The organism is Citrobacter europaeus (assembly GCA_020099315.1).
In the GTDB taxonomy this organism is placed as follows: domain Bacteria; phylum Pseudomonadota; class Gammaproteobacteria; order Enterobacterales; family Enterobacteriaceae; genus Citrobacter; species Citrobacter europaeus.
The window spans coordinates 4752357-4774597 of record CP083650.1 but is presented as its reverse complement, the minus strand read 5'-3'; the positions used below and the strand labels follow the sequence as shown (position 1 = coordinate 4774597).

Below are 22241 nucleotides of genomic sequence, written 5' to 3'. Positions count from 1 at the left end.
ATAGTTGATCAGGGGTTCACATGCAGGGCACAAAAATTCGACTTTTAGCGGGCGGCTTGCTGATGATGGCCACTGCCGGCTATGTGCAGGCAGATGCGCTCCAGCCTGACCCGGCGTGGCAACAGGGTACGCTGGCAAATGGTTTACAGTGGCAAGTCTTGGCCACTCCCCAGCGCCCCAGCGACCGTATTGAGGTTCGCCTGCTGGTTAATACCGGTTCACTCACCGAAAGTACGCAACAGAGTGGTTTCAGCCATGCGATCCCACGTATCGCGCTGACGCAAAGCGGCGGCCTCGACGCCACGCAAGCCCGTTCACTTTGGCAGCAGGGGTTCGATCCCAAACGTCCCATGCCGCCCGTTATCGTTTCCTATGATTCCACGCTGTATAACCTCAGTCTGCCTAACAGCCGTAACGATCTGCTGAAAGAGTCGCTTTCATATCTGGCCAATATTTCCGGCAATTTGAGCATTACCCCTGAAACGGTCAATCATGCGCTGAGTAGTGAAGACATGGTGGCAACCTGGCCGTCAGATACCAAAGAGGGATGGTGGCGCTATCGTCTGAAGGGATCGACGCTGCTGGGTCATGATCCAGCCGATCCGCTGAAAACGCCTGTCGATGCGACGAAAATCCAGTCCTTCTACCAGAAATGGTATACCCCGGATGCGATGACGCTGATTATCGTCGGTAACGTAGATGCGCGCAGCGTGGCTGAGCAAATCAACAAAACCTTTGGCGAGTTAAAAGGTAAACGCGAAACCCCGGCGCCGGTACCGACGCTCTCTCCGCTGCGTGCAGAGGCTGTGAGCATCATGACTGATGCGGTACGTCAGGATCGTCTGTCTATTATGTGGGATACGCCGTGGCAGCCGATCCGTGAATCTGCCGCACTGCTACGTTACTGGCGCGCTGATTTAGCTCGCGAAGCGTTGTTCTGGCACATTCAGCAGGAGCTCACCAAAAACAATGCCAAAGACATTGGCCTTGGATTCGACTGTCGGGTGCTGTTCCTGCGCGCGCAGTGCGCCATCAACGTTGAATCACCGAACGGTAAGCTGAATGCGAACCTCGGTACGGTTGCGCGTGAGCTGGCCAAAGTGCGTGATAAGGGGCTGCCGGAAGAAGAGTTTAATGCGCTGGTGGCGCAAAAGAATCTGGAACTGCAGAAGCTGTTTGCCACCTATGGTCGCACCGATACCGATATTTTGATCAGCCAGCGTTTGCGCTCACTGCAAAATCAGGTGGTGGATATTGCGCCTGAACAGTATCAGCGTTTACGCCAGAGCTTCCTGAACAGCCTGAGCGTTGAGATGCTGAACCAGGACCTGCGTCAGCAACTGTCGCAAGACATGGCGTTAATCCTGCTGCAGCCAAAGGGTGAACCTGAATTCAATATGAAGGATCTACAGGCGACGTGGGATAGCATTATGGCGCCGGTTACCGCAGCGGCAACCTCGGTTGAAACGGATGAATCACATCCTGAAGTGTCGGACATCCCGCCGGTACAGTAGACCTGTAGGCCGGGCAAGCTAAGCGCCCCCGGCCTACAAGAACAACACGTTATTGCGGCATGGCGTCGCGGGGGATAATCGCCCCACGATGCTGAATCACCGTGCTTGCCGTCAGATGGCCGCGTTTTGCGGCATCAGCAGCATCGCCACCGGTCAGACGTACCGCCAGATACCCGGCGCTGAAGGAGTCTCCCGCAGCGGTGGTATCGATCACCTTCTCTTTCGGCAGTTTTACGGCCGGAACGTCGATCAGTTCTTCGCCTGCAATGGAAACCAGGCAAGAGTCTGCGCCGCGCTTCACAACCACTTCCTGAACGCCAGCAGCGTGAGTACGGGCAATCACCTCGGCAACGGGTTTTTCACCCCACAGCGCGTCTTCATCGTCCAGCGTCAGGAACGCAATATTGGTGCATTCCAGCATCTGCTGATACACCTGCTGGGTCTCTTCTTTACTGCTCCACAGGCGTGGACGGTAGTTATTGTCAAAAATGACTTTTCCACCGTTGGCACGGCATTCACGCAGCAATGACAGCAGCTTGTCACGACTTGCCGGGCTTAAAATCGCCAGGCTGATTCCGCTCAGATACAGATAGTCAAATGTCGCCAGCTCTTCGCAAATCGCGGTGGACTGTTCGCTCTCCAGCCAGAATTTTGCGGCGGCTTCATTACGCCAGTAATAGAAGGTGCGCTCGCCGGTGCTATCGGTCTCAATGTAATAGAGGCCCGGCAGGCGGTTTTCCATGCGCTGAGTTAATGAGGTATCGACGTTTTCGCCCTGCCAGGATTCCAGCATTTGTTGGCTAAAACTGTCGGTACCCAGTGCAGTCACATAGTGTACGGAAAGTGCCGCAGCATCGACCTGACGGGCGATATAAACGGATGTATTCAACGTGTCGCCACCGAATCCGCGCTGAACGTCAGCGCCTTTCTGTGACAGCTCAATCATGCATTCGCCAATCACGGCAATCTTTCTGGACATAGTCGTAACCTGCTCTGAAAAAAATTAGCGTTAGTGTGCGCTGTGGGTGTTAAGTGGTCAACTATATTAAAACATCGTTCCATTATTTTTTTGAGCCAGCACGTGTTCTGCGTCGTTTTTTGCCGCTTAGTTTCTATTTTGCGTACGGCTGAACGTAAAGTTCTGCGCCTGAGCGCCGATAACCTTTGACGAGTCCGGTCAGTCACACTCTTATTTACAGGACATCTCAGATGATAAAGCAGGTTACCCAGCAGCTAATTACGCCCGATGCGAGTATTGAAAGCTTGCAGGAGAGACGCTATTGGCTGCAGTGCGAGCGTGCTTACACCTACCAGCCGATTTACCAGACCAACGGTCGGCTGATGGCCGTTGAGCTGCTGACCGTCGTGAGCCATCCTGAAAACCCCTCCCAACGCATCGCTCCAGACCGCTATTTTGCCGAAGTAGCCGTCCGACATCGTGTCGATGTAGTGAAAGAGCAGCTTTTACAGCTTGAACAAAAAGCAGCGTTTTTCCGGGTCAATAATCTGCTGGCATCAGTGAATGTCGACGGGCCAACGCTTATTGCCATGCGCCAGGATCCCGAAATCCTGAAAATCATCGAATGCCTGCCGTGGCTGCGCTTTGAACTGGTGGAGCATATCCGTTTGCCGAAGGGCTCGTCGTTCGCCTCAATGTGCGAATTTGGCCCGCTCTGGCTGGATGATTTCGGTACCGGTATGGCGAACTTCTCGGCCCTGAGCGAAGTGAGTTACGACTATATCAAAGTGGCGCGGGACCTGTTTGTCATGCTGCGCCAGACGCCGGAAGGCCGCAATCTCTTCACGCTACTGTTACAGCTGATGAACCGCTATTGCCGCGGCGTAATTGTTGAAGGTGTCGAAACGCTGGAAGAGTGGCGTGATGTGCAAAACTCACCGGCTTTCGCGGCCCAAGGCTATTTTCTCTCTCGTCCAGTGCCCCTGGATACCCTCGAAGACGTTATTCTGTCGCTTTGATGAGGATGTAGAGCGCCTCCTTTTCTTCTACTGGACTATCTTTAGGACAGGCAAGGAAGGAAGTAAGGAGGTTAGACATGACGAGAACAGGTAAAATAACCACTTCAGTAATAGGGGTTTTCTTGTTGTTGATCGTCGTACTCATCATTGTGATTGCGACATTTGACTGGAACCGGCTCAAACCGACCATCAACCAGAAAGTCTCTACAGAACTCAACCGGCCCTTCGCCATACGAGGGGATCTGGGCGTGGTTTGGCAGCGCCAGCAGCAGGAAACCGGCTGGCGTAGCTGGGTTCCGTGGCCGCATATCCATGCCGAAGATATTATCCTTGGCAACCCGCCAGATATTCCTGACGTTACCATGGTGCATCTCCCGCGCGTTGAAGCCACGCTCGCCCCACTGGCGCTGCTGACAAAAACCGTCTGGCTCCCGTGGATCAAGCTGGTCAAACCCGATGCGCGGCTTATCCGCCTGTCTGAGGAAAACAATAACTGGACCTTTAACTTAGCAGGGGATGAAAATCGCGATCCCAATGCGCCGCCATCCGCGTGGTCGTTCCGGCTGGATAACATTCTGTTCGATCAGGGACGTATCGCCATTAACGATAAGGTGACGAAGTCAGAGCTTGAGATCCTGGTCGATCCGCTGGGTAAACCGTTGCCCTTTAGCGAAGTGACCGGCGCAAAGGGTAAAGAGAGCAACGCCCGCGTCGAGGACTACGTATTTGGGCTGAAAGCGCAAGGGCGATATAACGGCGAACCGCTAAGCGGTAGCGGGAAAATAGGCGGAATGCTGGCGCTGCGTGGCGAAGATACCCCTTTCCCGATTCAGGCTGATTTCCGTTCGGGCAATACGCGCGTGGCGTTTATCGGCACGATAAACGATCCGTTGAACATGGGCGGGGCGGATCTGCGGCTTAAATTCTCGGGAGATTCGCTAGGGGATTTGTACGATTTGACCGGCGTACTGCTCCCGGATACGCCGCCGTTTGAAACCGACGGGCGTCTGGTGGCAAAAATCGACCCGGAAAAATCCTCTGTTTTTAATTATCGCGATTTTAATGGCCGCATTGGCGATAGCGATATTCACGGAACGCTGGCCTATACCACCGGTAAACCGCGACCCATGCTGAAGGGGGATGTTGAGTCTCGCCAACTGAGGCTGGCTGATTTGGGTCCGTTGATCGGTGTGGATTCAGGCAAAGGGGCAGAACGGGCAAAACAATCTGAACAGCGCAAAGGTGAGAAGAGCGTTCAACCTGCGGGCAAGGTCTTGCCGTATGACCGTTTTGAAACCGACAAATGGAACGTGATGGACGCTGACGTGCGTTTCAAAGGACGGCGTATTGAGCACGGCAGCAGTCTGCCGATCAGCGATCTCTCCACCCATATCATCCTGAAAAATGCCGACCTGCGCCTGCAGCCGCTGAAATTCGGTCTTGCGGGCGGCAGCATTGTTTCCAGCATCCATCTGGAAGGGGATAAAAAGCCGATGCGGGGGCAGGCGGATATCCAGGCTCGCCGCCTGAAGCTTAAAGCGCTGATGCCGGATGTGGAACTGATGCAAAAAACGCTTGGCGAAATGAACGGTGACGCCAGGTTTAGTGGGAGCGGAAACTCGGTCGCTGCGCTGCTTGGTAACAGCAATGGCAACCTCAAGCTACTGATGAACGATGGTTTGATCAGCCGGAATCTGATGGAAATTGTGGGCTTGAATCTGGGTAACTATATCGTCGGGCAGATATTTGGTGATGACGAGGTGCGGGTGAACTGCGCGGCGGCGAATCTGGATATTGTGAACGGCGTGGCGCGTCCGCAGATTTTTGCTTTCGACACGGAAAACGCGGTCATCAATGTCACCGGTACGGCGAGCTTTGCGTCGGAGCAACTGGATTTAACCATCGATCCAGAGAGCAAAGGCATTCGTATTATTACGCTGCGTTCGCCGCTGTATGTTCGCGGCACCTTTAAGGATCCGCAGGCTGGCGTGAAGGCAGGGCCGCTGATTGCGCGCGGTGCGGTTGCTGCCGCGCTGGCAACACTGGTGACGCCAGCGGCGGCCTTGCTGGCGCTAATTTCGCCGTCAGAGAGTGACGCGAATCAGTGCCGGACGATCCTGTCGCAGATGAAGAAGTGACGTCTGGCCGGATGCGGTGGTTACACCGTATCCGGCAATAGAATCACAATGACTGATGGCGGGTTTCGTGGGTTAACAGCAGCGCAATCAGCGTTAACGCCGCCATCGATGCCAGATACGTACCGACCGCCGCCAGACCGTAATTCGCCTGCAGCCATGCGGCAATGTAAGGGGCAACGGAGGCGCCAAGAATCGATGAAACATTGTATGAAAACGATGCCCCCGTGTAGCGCACTTCGGTCGGGAACAGCTCCGGCAGCAGCGCGCCCATCGGACCAAATGTCAGTCCCATCAGACTCAAGCCCAGCAACAGGAAGGCGAAAACCAGCACCGGATTGCCAGAGCCGAGCAGTGGTTTAAAGGCAAACAACGCAAACAGAATGATAAGCGTGGTGATGATGAGCATGCTCTTGCGACGACCAAACGCGTCGGCCAGCAGACCCGCCACCGGCACCATAACGCCAAAGCCAATAACCGCCATCATCAGCATCCACAACACTTCATTACGCGGCAGGCCAAGCCCTACAGGCGCTGCAGCGGTGCTGAACGTCATCGAATAGACGGTCATGATATAGAACAGCGTATAGGTCGCCAGCATGATGAACGTGCCGAGGATCGTCACGCGGACATGTTTTGTCAGCAGGGTTCCCAGCGGGATTTTCACCTGTTTTTTCGCCGCAGCCACTTTGACGAAGACCGGAGATTCATGCAGCGAGACGCGTACGTACAAACCGATAATCACCAGCACCGCAGAGAAGATGAACGGCACGCGCCAACCCCAGCTCATAAACTGCTCGTCGGTCAGCAACCAGGAGAGCAACAGGAAAGTGCCGTTGGCGAAGAAGAAGCCGATAGGCGCGCCCAACTGCGGAAATGATCCGTACAGCGCGCGTTTACGCGGCGGTGCGTTTTCCGTCGCCAGCAGCGCAGCACCACCCCATTCACCACCCAGACCTAACCCCTGGCCAAAACGTGCCAGAGCCAGCAGCAGCGGGGCGAAAATGCCGATAGTTTCATAGCCCGGCAGCAGGCCAATGACAACCGTCGAGATCCCCATGGTGAGTAGCGAAGCAACCAGCGTGACTTTGCGCCCTACGCGATCGCCAAAATGGCCGAACACAGCGGAACCGATCGGCCGTGCCACAAAGGCGATAGCAAAGGTGGCGAGCGACTGCAGCGTAGCAGCGGTCGGATCCCCCTGGGGGAAGAAGATATGCGGGAACACGATTACCGCAGCGGTGGCGTAAATATAGAAGTCGAAGAACTCAATGGCGGTGCCAATGAGCGAGGCGACGACGACTTTATTGCGCGAGTTGACCGGGGTATGTTCCTGTTCGTTGTCGAGCGTTGTGGCTGTTGCTTGCATAATATTTTCTTATTTTAGGTCGAACGAAAGGTCATATTACGCACAGCAAAAGAGACATTTCAATCTGTAACAAACCTTGGCGCCGGTCAAAAATGGAGCAAAAAGGGGATAATTTTTAGGCTGGAGATTTCACTTCCATGAAATGCTTCACAAAATTTAAAACTTGGATGATAAAACTGGTTTTTGGTTAAATAAAAGTTACGGACTGGATTTATTCACTAAATCAGTAAGAACAGGCGGTATTATAATTGCCGGATGGCGCTGCGCTTATCCGGCCTACAAACTCACCCGTAGGCCGGATAAGACGCGTGCGTCGCCATCCGGCAATTCACAACTAATCCGGCGGTGGCTATTGAGTTTTCCCCGGCATTCGCGGGTCGTCTTTGTATTCCGCCGTGGCAATCCAGGCTGCGCAAAACAGCGTCAGACGGGCGAAGAAGTAGAAAAATGCCATCAGTCCAAGCACGGAACCAAACGCCGCGCCTGACGGTGATTGGACCAACGATGGCAGCGTGTACGTCATGATCATTTTGATGACTTCAAACCCCAGCGCCGCGATAAACGTACCGCGAATGAGCGCTTTCTTACGCGGTCGGTGACGCGGTAGCCGCCAAAAAATCCAGAAGAACAGCAGGTAGTTGGCGAAAATAGAAATGGCCAGGCCGATCAGTCGCCAGGCGGGCTTCAACCAGTCGATACCGTCGAGATACAGCGCAGAGATAATCATCTGCTGGGCGGAACCGGCGATGGAGGTAATGGACAGAGTAACAATTAGCGCAATCAATAAGCCAATCAAGGACACAAAATCACGCAGATATTTGACCCAAATTTTTTCCTGATCCTGTGGGGTACGCTCCCAGACATCCCGCGACTGGGCACGAATCGCTTCGCGCAGGTTTCCCATCCAGTTAATTCCGGAATAGAGCGCAATGCCAAGCCCTACCAGACCCACGGTGGTACGTTGCTGAACGGCGGTATTGATGGTGTTTTTCAACGTGGAGGCGAGCGTCGGGTCGCTGACGTTGAGCAGAATTTTGCTGAAGATATCCTGCAACAGCGTAGGGTGCGAAGCGAGAATAAAACCTGCGGCGGCAAACGACACCATCAGAATGGGGATCATCGACAGAAACGAGAAGTAGGTGATGGCGGCGCCAAACTGGTTTCCCATGCGGTCATTAAAACGCTCTGCGGCACGAATCATATGGGCGATGACGGGCTGACGTTGAATTTTATCGGCGAAGGTCAGGGCGGTTTTCAATGCCTGATTGGTCGTACCGTCGGTTTCTGTTTTTTTACGCTCCTGGGTCTCAATTTTTGGGATCGGCGCGTGCTCAAGTTCCTGAATGGGGCGTTTAATTTCTTTTTCCTGCGTCATCAGGGCAGTAATCCTTGTTTTATTCATTCTCAAGACAGTATAGCTTGTCAGTCCACATAGTCTTTCATCACGCCGGTCAACCATTCCATAAACAGGTGTACCCGGCGGGAGAGGTTGCGGCGATGCGGATAGAGCAATGAAACCGGTAATGGCTCGGCGCGATATTGCGGCAATACTTCGACCAATGTACCGGCGCGCAGGGCTTCACGTACACCCACGCGCGGTACCTGAATAATGCCCAGACCGGCAAGACATGCCGCATGATACGTTTCGGTACTGTTCACCGTCAGCATACCGCCGGTTTTAACCCATTTAGCACCGTTGTCTGTCGCCACTTCGAAGCCTTGCGCACGCGTTCCCAAATTGACCGAGTAGTGCACCACCGCATGGGAGGCTAAATCTTCGAGGCTTTCCGGATAACCAAAGCGGGCGAGATATTGTGGGCTGGCGCAGTTAATCTGCGTGAGTTTTCCCAGCGGGCGTGCAATCAACCCTGAATCTTTCAGCGTTCCCACACGTACTACACAGTCGAAGCCTTCGCGGATCAAATCCACCAGACGGTCGCTGCTGCTGAGTTCGAGCTCAAGGCCCGGATATTGATGCAAGAAGGTCGGTAAGCGGGGCATCACCAGATTTCTCGCCACGCCAACCGGCATATCGACGCGCAGCTTGCCGCTGATGCTGGCCGGATCGTGATGAAATAGCCCATCCAGTTCATCCAGGTTGCTCAACAGATCTTTCGCACGTTCGTAATAAATCATGCCGTCTTGCGTGAGCTGAACGCGGCGGGTAGTGCGATGCAACAACTGCGTGCCCAGATGATTTTCCAGGGCCTGGATTTGGCGCGATACGCTACCTTTAGGAAGTCCGAGGGTGTCTGCCGCGCGTGAAAAGCTCTCCAGTTCTGCGACGCGGATGAACAACTGCATTGCGTGAATTTTATCCATTCTCATGCCCTATTGTTGTTCTAAATGAAACAGTAATGCGCAGTCAGCGGTATTTATTGTTTTTCTACCACCTAATAAGCTTTGTCTCAATCTTCACAACACCTGAAATGAGGTTTCTTATGACGCAACGTATCGCATTGGTGACCGGCGGCGGCCGTGGACTCGGTAAAAACGCGGCGCTGAAGCTGGCGAGTAAAGGAATTGGTATCATCCTGACGTGGAACAGCAATGAAAAAGAAGCGCAGCAGGTTGTGGAGGAGATCCGCCAATCTGGCAGTAAAGCAGCGGCATTGCCGTTGAATGTCGGCGATATTTCGACTTTCCCACAGTTTGTTAAACAGGTGCAGGAAACCCTACGGACGCACTGGCAAAGCGACACCTTTGATTATTTATTGAACAACGCCGGGATTGGCATTAACGCACCGTATCCGGCGTTCACCGAAGCGCAATTTGACCAGCTTTTGAACATCCATTTTAAAGGTCCTTTTTTCCTGACGCAGAACCTGCTGCCGTTGATCAACAGCGGTGGACGGATCCTTAATGTTTCGACCGGGCTGGCGCGCTTTGCGCTGCCAGGCTACAGCGCTTACGCTGCCATGAAAGGCGCGATGGAGGTGTTAACCCGTTATCAGGCAAAAGAGCTGGGCGAGCGCGGTATTACGGCGAATATTATAGCGCCTGGCGCAATAGAGACGGATTTTAGCGGCGGAAACGTGCGGGATAATGCGCAACTGAATGCGTACATCGCATCGCAAACGGCGTTGGGGCGCGTTGGGTTACCGGATGATATTGGCGACGCTATTGCTGCGTTGCTCAGCGATGAGCTGGCCTGGATGACGGCGCAGCGTATCGAAGTCTCTGGCGGGATGTTCCTGTAATCGACCCTCTTTTGGTCAGCCTTTGGAGCAATAGAAAACTGGCGCGCTATCATAGTTAAAAATATAGCTGGTGGCGTTTGCCGGTATTATCTGAAATCTGATCCCGCGATCGCGGTGCTGAAAGAAATCGGGGATAAACGTTCTGAAGAATTCATTCTTCTTCGGGAGTGGATTTGTTTCATCAGAAACCATGATCACTTCCCCATCCTCATGCCAGTATTTAAACGTCACTTTATTACTGACGGACTGAGACTGAGCGCCATCTTCTGTATATTCCCCCACGGCTTCATAGTTACCATTACCGTTATTAAGATTAAAGTCCAGGATCATATCCAGTACCGAATTGTCATACACAATGGCGGTGTGGATCTCACAGCTAAAATTCGCTCGCTGATGTTGAATATAAATGGCGGCCAATAGCGGTGCCGCAATCGCCAGAGCAATCAGCGACCAGATTAGAAGACCCTTATTTATTTTCATTATATTGCTGCTTGTAATAAATGGAGCGGCAACGTGTGGCGCTCTTTTGTGGGTTATTATCGCAAATTAACACCGTTACACCACGCTGCGCATGGTTGAGGGTTAAATAAGCATTTTCGCCTTCATGACAACTGAATGGATAGCGACCGGACAACGCTTCAAATGCGCTTTGGCTTTTGTCACGATCGTACCAGGAAGAGAAAACCGTGCATCCGTTCATTTGGCCAACAGGGTGATAGCGAGCAAAAATGGGCTCTTCATATTTCCAGGTCTGATAAAGGACGCTGCAGGAGAGAATAAACAGCAGGAGAGCTACCCAGTACGGCCACAAACGCTTTGGTGATGTTTTAGTGGCCTCGACAAATGCTTCTGTTTGTTCAGATGATGGTGCGATTAAAACGGGGTCGGCAGATATTTTCTGCGGTTTAATAAAATTGTCCCGCTCACCCGCAACAACCCGGGCGATACACTTAAAGCCCGCCTTGGGCAGCGTTTTTACCACATCATCAGCCAGACCCGCCGCCTTCAGCGCTTTGCGAATGGATGAAATCGTCTGATAAAGCGCATTGGTCGTGACAACCGCTCCCTGCTTTTCCCATACGGCAGAGAAAAGATAACGTTGTGTAAGCACTTCTCCATTGTGTTCAAGTAGTTGCGCCAGGCATTCATTTACCGGGCCATGCAGAGTGACCGCGCGTTCCGGGTAACTCGCTAATGACCCAAGGCGGCGAAGTTCCGGTTCAAATATTACCGTTTCGTTTATCAGAAACACTTTATTCATGACATGACCATTTGCGGCCGTTCAGGGGCCGGATTGTCCGCGATGTTTAACTGGCTTGCGCGCAAAACTTCTGATTCAGATTTTTTAGTTTGTAAATCAAATAATTATCGTTATATCTGTCAGCGTGTTTCACGCGTTTCCCCTCAAGTTGTGCGCTATGATTCAGTATAAATCAAAAAATATCACTGCTTCTTGTGGCCGATTGCTCTTATCGTGGCGTCAATGTGATAAAGGGAGCAGACGATACAGCGAGTCAGGGGGTTAAGGATTTAATTCTTTAGAATTATAAAAATTCGACATTAAAAGTTGAGTGTTCGATCGCTTATGCGCAAACAGGGTACATACTCTGAAAATTTCACATATGAAGAATAATAAACCGTGAATTTAATTTATAACTTCTAATCTACCATAAACGAATGCTAAACGACCGGTTCCTTATAGTACATCGGGTTGTGGATTGGAAAGCATTCATAGCAGCCATATAATCCACCACATAAACGGTATGGATTATCTCAACGCTTATATGTAGAGGTGCATGTTAGTCTTCATTTAACGTGGGTATAAGATATGGGCTATCGTCTATATGGATTTATGATCGGTGATGAAATTCATTTTGACATTTCTAATCGCCGACTGTATCGGCTTACAGGTAGCCATACCGAGAAAAGTCTCGCTTTTGCGTCAATTTATTTTAATGAAACAATGTTAAGGCTTTTCCTGTATTTATTAATGAATGCCAGGAGCCAGCCGGTAACGAAAGAAGAGTTATTTGAAAAAATCTGGGAGGCGCACAGTCTGAGCCCCTCCACGCAAAGATTATGGCAGGTTCTGCACAATCTTAATAATAAACTTAGCCTGCTGGGGTTACCCAGGGATTTTATTCTTAATATAAGAGGGCGGGGGTATATTATCAATTATCCTGATGTCATCCCCGTTTATTATAGAGTGAGCGAACTCCCGACTCACGCCGTTAAAAAAAGGGAGAAGACAGATAACCTGAGTGAGTGATGTCAACCCAGGTATTTGCCCTGAGCACGCAGGTGTGAGGGGCTTTTTTTTATCGTTACCTTTTCAATATCTATTTTCTATTAATGTTCGTTAAATAGCATTGTTGTTCGGTATATACCGACTCTGGGGTAATATATGGGCATAATTAATCGGTTTACCAATTTAAAAGTCAGTAAGAAATTATTCTTTGGATTTTCAATCGTCCTGCTTGTTACGCTTGCTATTCTGGTTTCGGGCTTGCTTGGTTTGGCAAATATCCAGGACAAAGTGAGAAAAAACGGACATACCACCGATCTGTTTAACGCGCTGTCCGAGGTACGCCTGGGACGCACGAATTTTCAGTATACGCTGGACCAGAAATATCTGGATCAAATCAACGCCGCCACCAAACGCATGCAGGGTATTGCCGTTGAGATGGATACGTTGTCCTGGTCCCAGGAGGGGAAAAAGGCGCTGGACGATACGGTAAATGCAGTCAATAGCTACGTTGCGAGCCTTGAACCCTTTACGAAAGCGCTTTCTGAAAAGAAAATCAGCGAACAAAAACTGAATACCCAGGGACTGTGCGATAACTCTGAGCTGGCTTCAACGCTGAGCCGGAATGGTACGCTGGACGCCCAACATGCGCTTGTTGCGGCGCAAATCGCATTTATCATGAGTGACATTGACTCACAGATGTCGCTGTATAAACAGCATCCGACAGATGAGTTAATGAATGGGATCCGCAAACGTCTGGAGACGGCAAAGTCCGATACCGGGCAACTGCTGTTGGTTGCTTCTGAAGATCAAAAGGTCTGGTTGCAGTCCGGGCGTGAAAACATGCAGAGCGTAGCGGCTGAGCTGGTCAATTACAAAAGCGTTTGGGATCAACAGGCAGCGCTCTCCGATACCTTGACCGGCAAAGCGGTCACGCTGACCCAGGCGATTCAGACCTTATTTAGCATGCAGCAGAAAAAGGTCACCGATACGGTAGAGAGCGTCCAACTGCAGATGGGCATAGTCGCCGTTATTGGTATCGCGCTGGGCGTCCTGCTGGCAATGGGGATTACCTTATCCGTTACTCGTCCGCTGAACGAAACCCTGCGCGTGGCGGAACTTATCGCCAGGGGGGATTTAACCAGCACCCTGACCAGTACGCGTCGTGATGAGCCGGGCCTGCTCATGCAGGCGGTTTCCACCATGAACAGCAACCTGAAAAACATCATTAACGATGTGCGTGACGGCGTGGATAGTGTTGCCAGGTCGTCCTCAGAAATTGCGGCGGGGAATATGGATTTATCAGCCCGCACTGAGCAACAGTCTGCCGCGGTAGTGGAAACTGCCGCCAGTATGGAAGAGCTCACCTCGACCGTCGCGCTGAACGCTGAAAATGCTAACCATGCGCGACTGCTGGCGGATGAAGCCTCACAGAACGCGACGGAAGGAAGCACGATCTCACTGCAGGTGATTGAGACCATGAAGAGCGTGCGCGACAGTTCGCACCGTATTTCTGAAATCACCACCGTCATTAACAGTATTGCTTTCCAGACTAACATTCTGGCGCTCAATGCCGCGGTAGAAGCTGCCCGTGCGGGCGATCAGGGGAAAGGTTTCGCCGTGGTTGCGGCTGAAGTGCGTACGCTTGCCCAACGCAGCGCTCAGTCAGCAAAAGAGATTGAAAACCTGATCAATGAGTCCGTGGTGTATGTGGATAACGGTTTTCACCTGGTGGAGAGCGCGGGCGTTGCGATGACCAGGATTGAGACTTCCGTGTCTCAGGTGCGCGATATCATGAATGAAATTGCCGCCGCGACCGATGAACAAAGCCGCGGGATTTCGCAAATTGCGCAGGCCATGGCGGAGATGGATACCACCACCCAACAAAACGCCGCTCTGGTTGAAGAGTCTTCAGCAGCGGCCAGTTCGTTGGAGGAACAGGCCGTACAACTTGAAAAAGTGGTGTCGATTTTCCGCGTGTCGAACGATCAAAGCGCCATTGCGCGAAACCACAAGGAAAAGGTTGGGAACACCGTCAGGCCGACCTCGATGGTACGTTCTTCCTCTAACGACCAGGACGACTGGGTCAAGTTCTGATGATTGCCGTGCGGCTGTTCTGGACCGGCTGCCGCACGCTTGAGGCTCGTGATGATTACCATAACCAGGCAACTCCCGACATTATTCTCTGACGCCAGTGGCTTGCTGGCCCGTTTCCTTACCTGTGCGCCGGTAAAAGCGTTGAAGACAGCCATTGCTCATCGCCAGTTCAGACCGGTGTATCAGCCCATTTTTAACAGCCAGACGGGTAAAATAGCAGGTATTGAGGTGCTCGCCCGATGGACGCATCCCCAGTATGGCACTATTCCCCCTGATGTATTTATTCCCCTGGCGGAGGAGCAGGGCCTGATTGCCTCGCTGACGCATCAACTTATCCAGCAGGTCATTGCCGATCTGCAGCCACGACTCCCTCTTTTCCCCAATGGACTTTACCTTAACCTGAATCTGAGCGCCGAAAACTGCCTCGATCCGCGCTTTGAATCGGACGCCGTGGCGCTCATGCAAAAGCTTGCCCCGGGTCAGGTTCAACTGGTTATCGAAATTACCGAAAGCCGCCCTCTGCACTTTACCCCTCAGTTAAGCGAGTGGTTTGCCTCGTTGAGGAAATCCAATATCGCCGTGGCGTTAGATGACTTTGGGACGGGGTACTCGAATCTGTGTTACCTCCACGCGCTGGAACCGGAGTTCATCAAGATAGACAAACTGTTTGTCGGCCAGATTGGCGAGGGAGGTGATACCAGGATTATCGATACGCTTATTGAGCTGGCGCAAAAGATGAATCTGCGCATGATTGCCGAAGGCGTTGAGACTCGGGCTCAGGCTGACTATCTGCGCGTAAAACGCTGTGATTTTTTACAAGGGTATTATTTATGCAGACCCGTTCCGCCTGAAGAGCTGATTGGAGTAATGCAATCACCCGCAATCTTTAGCGTCGATTGATACGGCAATGCTGCCCGGGTAAACCACAGGTGATGATCATTTGATGCGACATTTCGTTTTGTAACATATTTGTCTGTTATTGTGAGTTCCTTATTTTTAGCTAAGAATATAGACTCTGAAAATTAATATTAACGTTCCGATTTTGAACGTCCAGTATTAAGGATTTTCTTAATATTGGACCCCGTTTTTGATCCTTTGTGTGATTCTTTGGTTTGAGCTGTAACTATTCATAACTTCTCCTTTTTTCTTTTCCGTCTATCGGTAAAATGGCCTCCGCCAAATGGTGACTTCTTATTTTACCCCCCGGGTAATACCCTTCCGCGTGTTAAGGCTAATATCTTATTCAGACGGAGATAAATAATGCAGGTAATAATGTTTGACAGGCAGTCAATATTTATTCATGGAATGAATGTAAGTTTGCAAGAGCATATTCCAGGAGTGGATGTTCAGGGTGTCAGTCAGGCAGATGACCTTTGGCAGATGCTGGAAGACAGCCCTGATGCGTTGGTTATGCTGGATGGCGACCTTGATGCAGAGTTCTGCCGTAGCTTGCTGCAACAGATAGCAGAACGCTTTGCGACGGTAAAAGTGCTGGTAACCGCAACGGATTGCCGTAAAAAGTGGCTGCAGGAGGTCACGCAATTAAATGTGCTGGCCATTGTTCCGCGTGATTCTGACGCGGAAACCTTCACGCTGGCTCTCAATAGCGTCGCGATGGGGATGATGTTTATCCCCAGAGATTGCATAACTGCTACCGAAAGCGGTGGGCAAAATATCAGATTGCTCAGCGCGCGTCAGCGGGAGATTCTGACGATGCTGGCCGCCGGAGAATCTAATAAACAAATTGGTCGATTGTTAAATATCAGCACCGGAACGGTAAAAGCCCATCTTGAATCGCTGTATCAGCGCCTGGAGGTAAAAAACCGTACCCAGGCGGCAATGATGTTAAACGACGCCATGTAGTGGGCACATATTTCACAGTCAGAATGTTTCTGGCTGTGAAATAGCCACCGGCCAGATTTCTTTAGCGCAAAATCGGGCAATCCCCACGCTGAATATCCATATAATTAATGCTTCCAGCTGAAACCTGTCTTTTATTTGCGGCATTTCCTTATGGATGAATGCCTCGCAGATACGCATATCCGCGAGCAGCAATGTTTCTGCCTGCATCGCTGTTATTGGGGTAGCAAAGGTTTCGTTTGCGGTGATTTCATGCCCGTGGCCAATAACCCAAATTCCCTTTTTGTCCTGATACTTTTCCAGCGACAGGCCCTGCCATTGCTTAATAAATGTGACACAGGCGGGCGTGAAAGGCGTCGAACGCAGCGGCATAATAATCTCTGTGCAAAGAGACCTATTCTAAGTAATGCTCAGCGTTACGCCAGTTGCCACCCAGCCAGTTTTTACCGCAATATGCCTTATGGCGCGGGCGGCTGATATTCATGTTTTAACAGGCCAAAAATCCAGTCATCATCTTGCAGCGGTTGACTGATGAGACGCGGGGTGTGCAGTACAGGCACTGGCTTATCCCCTGAATAATTTGCAATGATTGTGCGGAAGTCACTGTAAAACACTTTTATTTACTATATGAATATGTTTTGGTCGGCGTCACAGCGCTGCGTTTATAAAAAGATAACTACATACCATTGTGAGACCGCACTTTTTGGGGCCTTTTAGGGAAGATAATGACCAATAGCGCATTACAGGCGACATGTACACCATTTGAACATTGTTTGGGGATAATCCGCCAGGCGTCGGTAGAAATATTGCTGATGCTGGGTGTGCACGTAGCAGAGGGGAAAGATCCACGCTGGTTTCTCGAGCAGCTTGACCAGGCACGACTGAATCTGGGCGGTTGGGGAGTTGTCGCCAGACGGTTGCAGATGAATGATGCGCAATTGAGCCAGTTCACTTTGCGCCTGCGTCATCTTCAGCAGAGCGTACCCCAATATGAAAATGGTCAGGACGTCAGTGAAAACCAACTGATTTCTGCGCTGCGTTTTGTCGCCTCTCTGGAACAGTTGCGCCAGCAACAGCCCATCCTGAAGTATTCAACCGATATTGAACGTGCAGAACCGGATGCACAGATGCGGGCGCAGCGTCAACTTCGCGCAATAGAATTAACCCTCAAATCCCTGATTGCGCGGGTATGGCCGGATCAACATCCGCTCAACAGCTTCCTGAAACAGCACTTTGGCGGTGAACGCTTGCGTCGCTGGTTAAAGCTGGGGGAAAGCCGGGATGCACTGGACGGCATGATGTTTAGCGAACTGGCGCTGATGGTCGTCGATAAGAAATTATTCGTACGCCACTTTACCCAGATTTTTAACGATACCTCAGTGCTCATGTCGTTTGTTGAACCACGTATCACGCTGCGGATGTTCCTGGATGATTGCCGCCTCGCCCGTAACTGTGTTATCGCGCAGCAACCTCTAACCTCAGTACAACTGCTGCTGCTGGATTACCAGTACCGTCAGATTACTCACTCTGTGCAGCGAGCATTTGAAGAACGGCGTACGCGCATTAATCCTGCGTCGTATCTGGAGTCAGATGAGGCGACGGTTCGCCAGTTTTGGGAGGCCGCAAAGCAAAAAGACGAGCAGGCGGGTGGTGATAAACAAGAAATCGCAGACAGTATCGATCCGCCGGAGAAGCGGACCAAACGCACGGCGGAAGAGCGTGAACAGCTAATTTCCGGCATGTTGTGGGTCGCGGTCGGCGTGATGGTGCTGGCGATTTCGCTGGGTGCGTTCTGGTTATTCACTGTGCCAGCGCCACAGGCGCCATCCGGGCAATCCGTTGAAATTGTGCAGGAAGAACCGCGACGTGATGCCCCCAGCGCGCGGGAGGCGGTAACCCGAATGGGCATCACCTGGGATGCCTTTAACATGCGCGCGGCTATCGATCGCAATGACACCCGCGTGACGTCTCTGTTCCTGCAGGGCGGGATGGACTGGAAGCTGGCATGGACGGAGCAGGCGTTCTCGGCGGGCAATACCGAGGTGTTGAGGCTGCTGCTGCGTTACCCTTCGCAAATGGACGAAAGCAAACCATGCCGACAGTTTATGACCACGCTCAGCCATGCGATGTCGAATGGGGCGTCACTCACTTCGCTGCACAAAAGTTATCTGCAAAGTTTTTGCTCAGTGCCTGCGGTCGTCGCACGTCAGCAGTATGATCTTGAACAGGCCGAGCTGCGCGTTCGCGCCCAGCCAAGCCCGGAAAACAAGAAATGGCAGAAAATTCACGCCGAACTGTATGATGCGATTAACTGACAGCCTGATGATTCAGACCGTCAGCCGTTAGGGCTCGCCATACAGACCGATGAGTCTGCGCACCACGCCATTGGTCCAGCCAAAGCCGTCCTGCAACGGATATTCCCCGCCGCCGCCTTCGCGCGGCGCGGCATCCGCTATGTGGTATTTTTCGATAATCTTATGGTGTTCCTGATAAAAGAGATTCACCGTTTTCAACCAGTTACGGGCGATTTCATCTCCGAGATGATCGTCTCCGTACAGTTTGAAACCCTGGATCGCCATCCACTGCAGCGGCGCCCAGCCGTTGGGCTTATCCCACTGCTCACCGGTTTCATGTTCCGTGGCTAAAATCCCGCCGGGCGTTAGCAGGCGGCTACGCACCGCATTGGCAAGTCGGTCGGCTTGTTCATGGGTTGCCATGCCGACATACAGCGGCACAATACTGGCGGCAGAGAACAGGGCCATTTGCTCGCGTCGCCAGTCGTAATCACGATAGCAGCCGTTTTCATCGTCCCAGAGATAGCGGTTCACCGCATCGCGGCGGTCACTGGCTTTCTGGCGAAACTGCGCTTCAGTTTCTTTGTCGCCTTTCAGTGCCGAAATATTGGCGATAGTGCTTTCCAGCTTGTAGAGGAATGCGTTCAGGTCAATCGGGATGAACTGAGTGGTGCGTATGCTGGCAAGGCGGCCTGCGTCGCGTAGCCAGCGCGAGGAGTAATCCCAGCCGGAGGCCGCGCCCGCGCGTAAATCCCGATACACCTCATTGGGTGGGCGACCCGAATGCTTAGCGGTCTCGACGTCTTCAAGCCACGACTCATCGCGTGGCGTGTCGCGATCGTCCCAATAGCGGTTGAGTAGAGAGCCGTCAGACATTCTGATCACGTGACGGTAGGCCTGGTTAAGCACCAGGGAGTCAGCGCCATCCATCCAGAACGCGTACTCCATTTTTAAATGATCAAGGTAACGACGCGCGCCGCGTACGCCATCCTCTTCAAACAGTTCCACCATCAGCGCAAAAACTGGCGGCTGCGAGCGACTCAGGTAATAAGTACGGTTACCGTTCGGGATGTGACCATAGTTTTCAATCATCCAGGCAAAGTTATCCGCCATACATTTCAGCAGGTCTTCGCGACCGCTCTCGGCCAGGCCCAGCATAGTGAAATAGGAGTCCCAGTAGTAGGTTTCGCTAAAACGTCCGCCGGGCACAATGTATGACTGCGGTAATGCCAGCAGGGAGGACCAGGGGATGTGATCCTGTGGCTCGCGCGTCAGTACTGGCCACAGTTGATCAATATGCTCTTTCAGCGAATTTTCCGGGTCAGAAACGTATTCACTGGAGGGCGTTTCCGGGAGCCAGAAGTGGTTCTCGACAAAGCGTCGCAGATCAAAGTCGCGGTGGCGTTTAACCTTGCGATAGCGGATTAAAATGTCCAGCGGGTCCATTTTGGGCGCGCAATCGGGAAAGGTTTTGCTATCTGCAAACAGTTTTGACGACTGAACGTGTTCGAACAGTTCGAGGTAACGATCGGCGGGGGTTAACGCATCTGAGGCGGGTAACCCTGCAATCATCTCCGGTTCAGGCTCCGCCTCAATCATTTCATCCAGCTTTAACTCGCACGGATCCATTTCATAAAGCAGATCGATGTCGATCGTCATTTCTTCAGAAGGGGCGTGGGGTAGTTTCTGGTTGAGCATAATGAGAAAGACCTCCGATGGACGTTGAAAGATTAAGGCTATTGCCCGCTCGTCAGTTAAGCGTAGACATTCGCTTCGGTGTCTGGTGAGTAAAGCGTGCGGTCGATCACGTTTTAATGCTGGGCAATATTTAAAAAATAAAACTATCCCAATGAAAATAATGAATAATTCAGAATTCTGCGCGACCTGAAGATATTCCATTTTCAGAACATTCGATTGCAACGAGGTGTGAACAAAACAGGTAACGTCTTATCTCTATAATAGGCACAGGCTATTCTATCGATAGTTCTCCCCCATGTAATTGCTTGATACTTATCAAAATAGTAATCCCCTCATTTCCTATGATGGTCAGGTCCGACAAAGACTGTGTGTTAATTAGTCTATTTTCTGGGTCACAATAACTCACAACGGTGAGGGTAAAAATAATGAAAATCATTACCCGTCTTACCGCGATTGCTATAGCTGGCATCGCGATTTGTTATTTTGGATTATCCGGTTATGTGTGGTATCACGATAATCAACGTAGCAAACAGGCTGATGTTCAGGCCTCTACGCTGGAAGAAAATAATAAAGTATTAGGGTTCTTACGCGAAAAAGGATGCGATTATTGTCACACCCCTTCAGCCGAATTACCTTTCTATTCTTCTTTTCCTGTCGCTAAACAGTTGATGAATTACGACATTCAACTGGGATACAAATCATTCAATCTTGAGGCCGTTCGTGCGGCGCTGGTCGGGGATAAACCCGTATCGCAAAGCGACCTGAATAAAATTGAATGGGTGATGCAGTACGACACCATGCCACCGACGCGTTATACCGCATTGCACTGGGCTGGCAAGGTAAGCGATTCGGAGCGAGCCGAGATCCTGGGCTGGATTGCGAAACAGCGTGAGCAGTACTACGCCAGTAACGATACCGCCGCACAGCATCGTAACGAACCTGTGCAGCCGATACCGGAAAGTATCCCGACCGATGCCCGCAAAGTGGCGCTGGGCTTTACGCTTTACCACGACCCGCGTATTTCCGGCGATAGCACAATTTCTTGCGCCCACTGCCACGCCCTGAATGCGGGCGGCGTGGATGGCCGGAAAACATCAATCGGCGTAGGCGGCGCGGTTGGGCCTATTAATGCGCCAACGGTATTTAACTCGGTCTTTAACGTAGAACAATTCTGGGATGGCCGTGCGCCAACACTGCAGGCGCAGGCGGGTGGTCCACCGCTCAATCCAATTGAAATGGCGTCTAAATCCTGGGATGAAATCATCCAGAAACTGGATAAAGACCCGACCCTGAAGCAAGAGTTTATCGCTGTTTATCCGCAGGGATTCAGCGGGGATAATATTACCGATGCGATTGCCGAGTTTGAGAAAACGCTGATCACGCCAAATTCGCCGTTTGATAAATGGCTGCGTGGTGATGAAGGCGCGTTAACGGCCCAGCAAAAACATGGCTATCAGTTATTTAAAGATAATAAGTGCGCGACCTGTCATGGCGGTATTATTTTAGGCGGACGTTCATTTGAACCACTGGGTTTGAAAAAGGACTTTAATTTCGGCGAGGTCACTGCCGCAGATATTGGCCGCATGAACGTCACCAATGAATTACGTGACAAGCTGCGTCAAAAAGTCCCTGGCTTGCGTAACGTTGCGCTGACCGCGCCTTATTTCCATCGCGGTGATGTGCCAACGCTCGACGGTGCGGTAAAACTGATGCTGCGTTATCAGGTGGGTAAAGAACTGCCGCAGGAAGATATCGACGATATCGTGGCGTTTCTTGAGAGTCTGAACGGTGTGTATACGCCGTATATGCAGGGTAAATAAGAGAAAACCGGATGGCAAAGCGCCATCCGGTT

Annotated in this window: 17 protein-coding genes and 1 pseudogene; 10 read left to right on the top strand and 8 right to left on the bottom strand. The window is 51.6% G+C overall.

Going from position 1 to position 22241, the window contains the following annotated elements:
- The first annotated feature begins 20 nt into the window (after nt 1-20).
- Nucleotides 21-1514, top strand: a complete 1494-nt coding sequence (locus LA337_22390) for an insulinase family protein (protein UBI15868.1) — start codon at nt 21-23, stop codon at nt 1512-1514.
- 49 nt (nt 1515-1563) lie between these two features.
- Here LA337_22390 and LA337_22385 read toward each other — a convergent pair whose 3' ends face one another.
- Nucleotides 1564-2493, bottom strand: coding sequence for a sugar kinase (locus LA337_22385; protein ID UBI15867.1), 930 nt, complete (start codon nt 2491-2493; stop codon nt 1564-1566).
- 230 nt (nt 2494-2723) lie between these two features.
- Here LA337_22385 and pdeH point away from each other — a divergent pair, with 230 nt between their 5' ends.
- A complete protein-coding gene (pdeH, locus tag LA337_22380; protein UBI15866.1) occupies nt 2724-3491 on the top strand; it encodes a cyclic-guanylate-specific phosphodiesterase in 768 nt (255 codons plus the stop codon).
- A gap of 77 nt (nt 3492-3568) precedes the next feature.
- Complete coding sequence (locus tag LA337_22375; GenBank protein UBI15865.1) at nt 3569-5629, top strand: AsmA family protein; 2061 nt, start codon at nt 3569-3571, stop codon at nt 5627-5629.
- A 43-nt stretch (nt 5630-5672) separates the two neighbouring features.
- Here LA337_22375 and LA337_22370 read toward each other — a convergent pair whose 3' ends face one another.
- The 3 genes from LA337_22370 to LA337_22360 all read right to left on the bottom strand — a co-directional run bounded on the left by LA337_22370 (nt 5673) and on the right by LA337_22360 (nt 9317).
- A complete protein-coding gene (locus tag LA337_22370) occupies nt 5673-6995 on the bottom strand; it encodes an MHS family MFS transporter (GenBank protein UBI15864.1) in 1323 nt (440 codons plus the stop codon).
- Between the two features lie 349 nt (nt 6996-7344).
- Nucleotides 7345-8370, bottom strand: a complete 1026-nt coding sequence (yhjD, locus tag LA337_22365) for an inner membrane protein YhjD (GenBank protein UBI15863.1) — start codon at nt 8368-8370, stop codon at nt 7345-7347.
- Between the two features lie 47 nt (nt 8371-8417).
- Nucleotides 8418-9317, bottom strand: coding sequence for a LysR family transcriptional regulator (locus tag LA337_22360; GenBank protein ID UBI15862.1), 900 nt, complete (start codon nt 9315-9317; stop codon nt 8418-8420).
- 119 nt (nt 9318-9436) lie between these two features.
- Here LA337_22360 and LA337_22355 point away from each other — a divergent pair, with 119 nt between their 5' ends.
- Nucleotides 9437-10195, top strand: coding sequence for an SDR family oxidoreductase (locus LA337_22355; protein UBI15861.1), 759 nt, complete (start codon nt 9437-9439; stop codon nt 10193-10195).
- 15 nt (nt 10196-10210) lie between these two features.
- Here LA337_22355 and LA337_22350 read toward each other — a convergent pair whose 3' ends face one another.
- Together LA337_22350 and LA337_22345 are read right to left on the bottom strand one after the other, a co-directional pair.
- Nucleotides 10211-10675, bottom strand: coding sequence for a hypothetical protein (locus tag LA337_22350; protein UBI15860.1), 465 nt, complete (start codon nt 10673-10675; stop codon nt 10211-10213).
- Nucleotides 10662-11456, bottom strand: a complete 795-nt coding sequence (locus tag LA337_22345) for a winged helix-turn-helix domain-containing protein (GenBank protein ID UBI15859.1) — start codon at nt 11454-11456, stop codon at nt 10662-10664. Before LA337_22345 ends, LA337_22350 begins: the two co-directional genes overlap by 14 nt.
- A gap of 567 nt (nt 11457-12023) precedes the next feature.
- Between LA337_22345 and LA337_22340 the strand changes: the two genes are divergently transcribed.
- The 4 genes and pseudogenes from LA337_22340 to LA337_22325 all read left to right on the top strand — a co-directional run bounded on the left by LA337_22340 (nt 12024) and on the right by LA337_22325 (nt 16400).
- Nucleotides 12024-12464 carry a helix-turn-helix domain-containing protein gene (locus LA337_22340; GenBank protein UBI15858.1) on the top strand — a complete coding sequence of 147 codons (441 nt, stop codon included), beginning with the start codon at nt 12024-12026 and terminating at the stop codon, nt 12462-12464.
- A gap of 1212 nt (nt 12465-13676) precedes the next feature.
- Nucleotides 13677-14420: pseudogene (locus tag LA337_22335) on the top strand (methyl-accepting chemotaxis protein).
- Nucleotides 14421-14588: 168 nt separating this feature from the next.
- A complete protein-coding gene (locus LA337_22330) occupies nt 14589-15437 on the top strand; it encodes an EAL domain-containing protein (GenBank protein UBI15857.1) in 849 nt (282 codons plus the stop codon).
- Between the two features lie 360 nt (nt 15438-15797).
- Nucleotides 15798-16400 (top strand): response regulator transcription factor, encoded by a 603-nt coding sequence (locus LA337_22325; GenBank protein ID UBI15856.1) that lies wholly within the window; start codon nt 15798-15800, stop codon nt 16398-16400.
- A gap of 18 nt (nt 16401-16418) precedes the next feature.
- On the opposite strand, the gene LA337_22320 is transcribed toward LA337_22325, so the two are convergent.
- Nucleotides 16419-16769: a lysozyme gene (locus tag LA337_22320; GenBank protein UBI15855.1), complete on the bottom strand. Its 351-nt coding sequence runs from the start codon at nt 16767-16769 to the stop codon at nt 16419-16421.
- A 353-nt stretch (nt 16770-17122) separates the two neighbouring features.
- Here LA337_22320 and LA337_22315 point away from each other — a divergent pair, with 353 nt between their 5' ends.
- Nucleotides 17123-18712 (top strand): hypothetical protein, encoded by a 1590-nt coding sequence (locus LA337_22315; protein ID UBI15854.1) that lies wholly within the window; start codon nt 17123-17125, stop codon nt 18710-18712.
- 27 nt (nt 18713-18739) lie between these two features.
- Here the strand turns inward: LA337_22315 and LA337_22310 are convergent, their stop codons facing one another.
- On the bottom strand, nt 18740-20389 hold the full coding sequence (locus LA337_22310; protein ID UBI15853.1) for an alpha,alpha-trehalase: 1650 nt from the start codon (nt 20387-20389) through the stop codon (nt 18740-18742).
- 425 nt (nt 20390-20814) lie between these two features.
- Between LA337_22310 and LA337_22305 the strand changes: the two genes are divergently transcribed.
- Nucleotides 20815-22209, top strand: coding sequence for a cytochrome-c peroxidase (locus LA337_22305; GenBank protein UBI15852.1), 1395 nt, complete (start codon nt 20815-20817; stop codon nt 22207-22209).
- Nucleotides 22210-22241 lie beyond the last annotated feature (32 nt).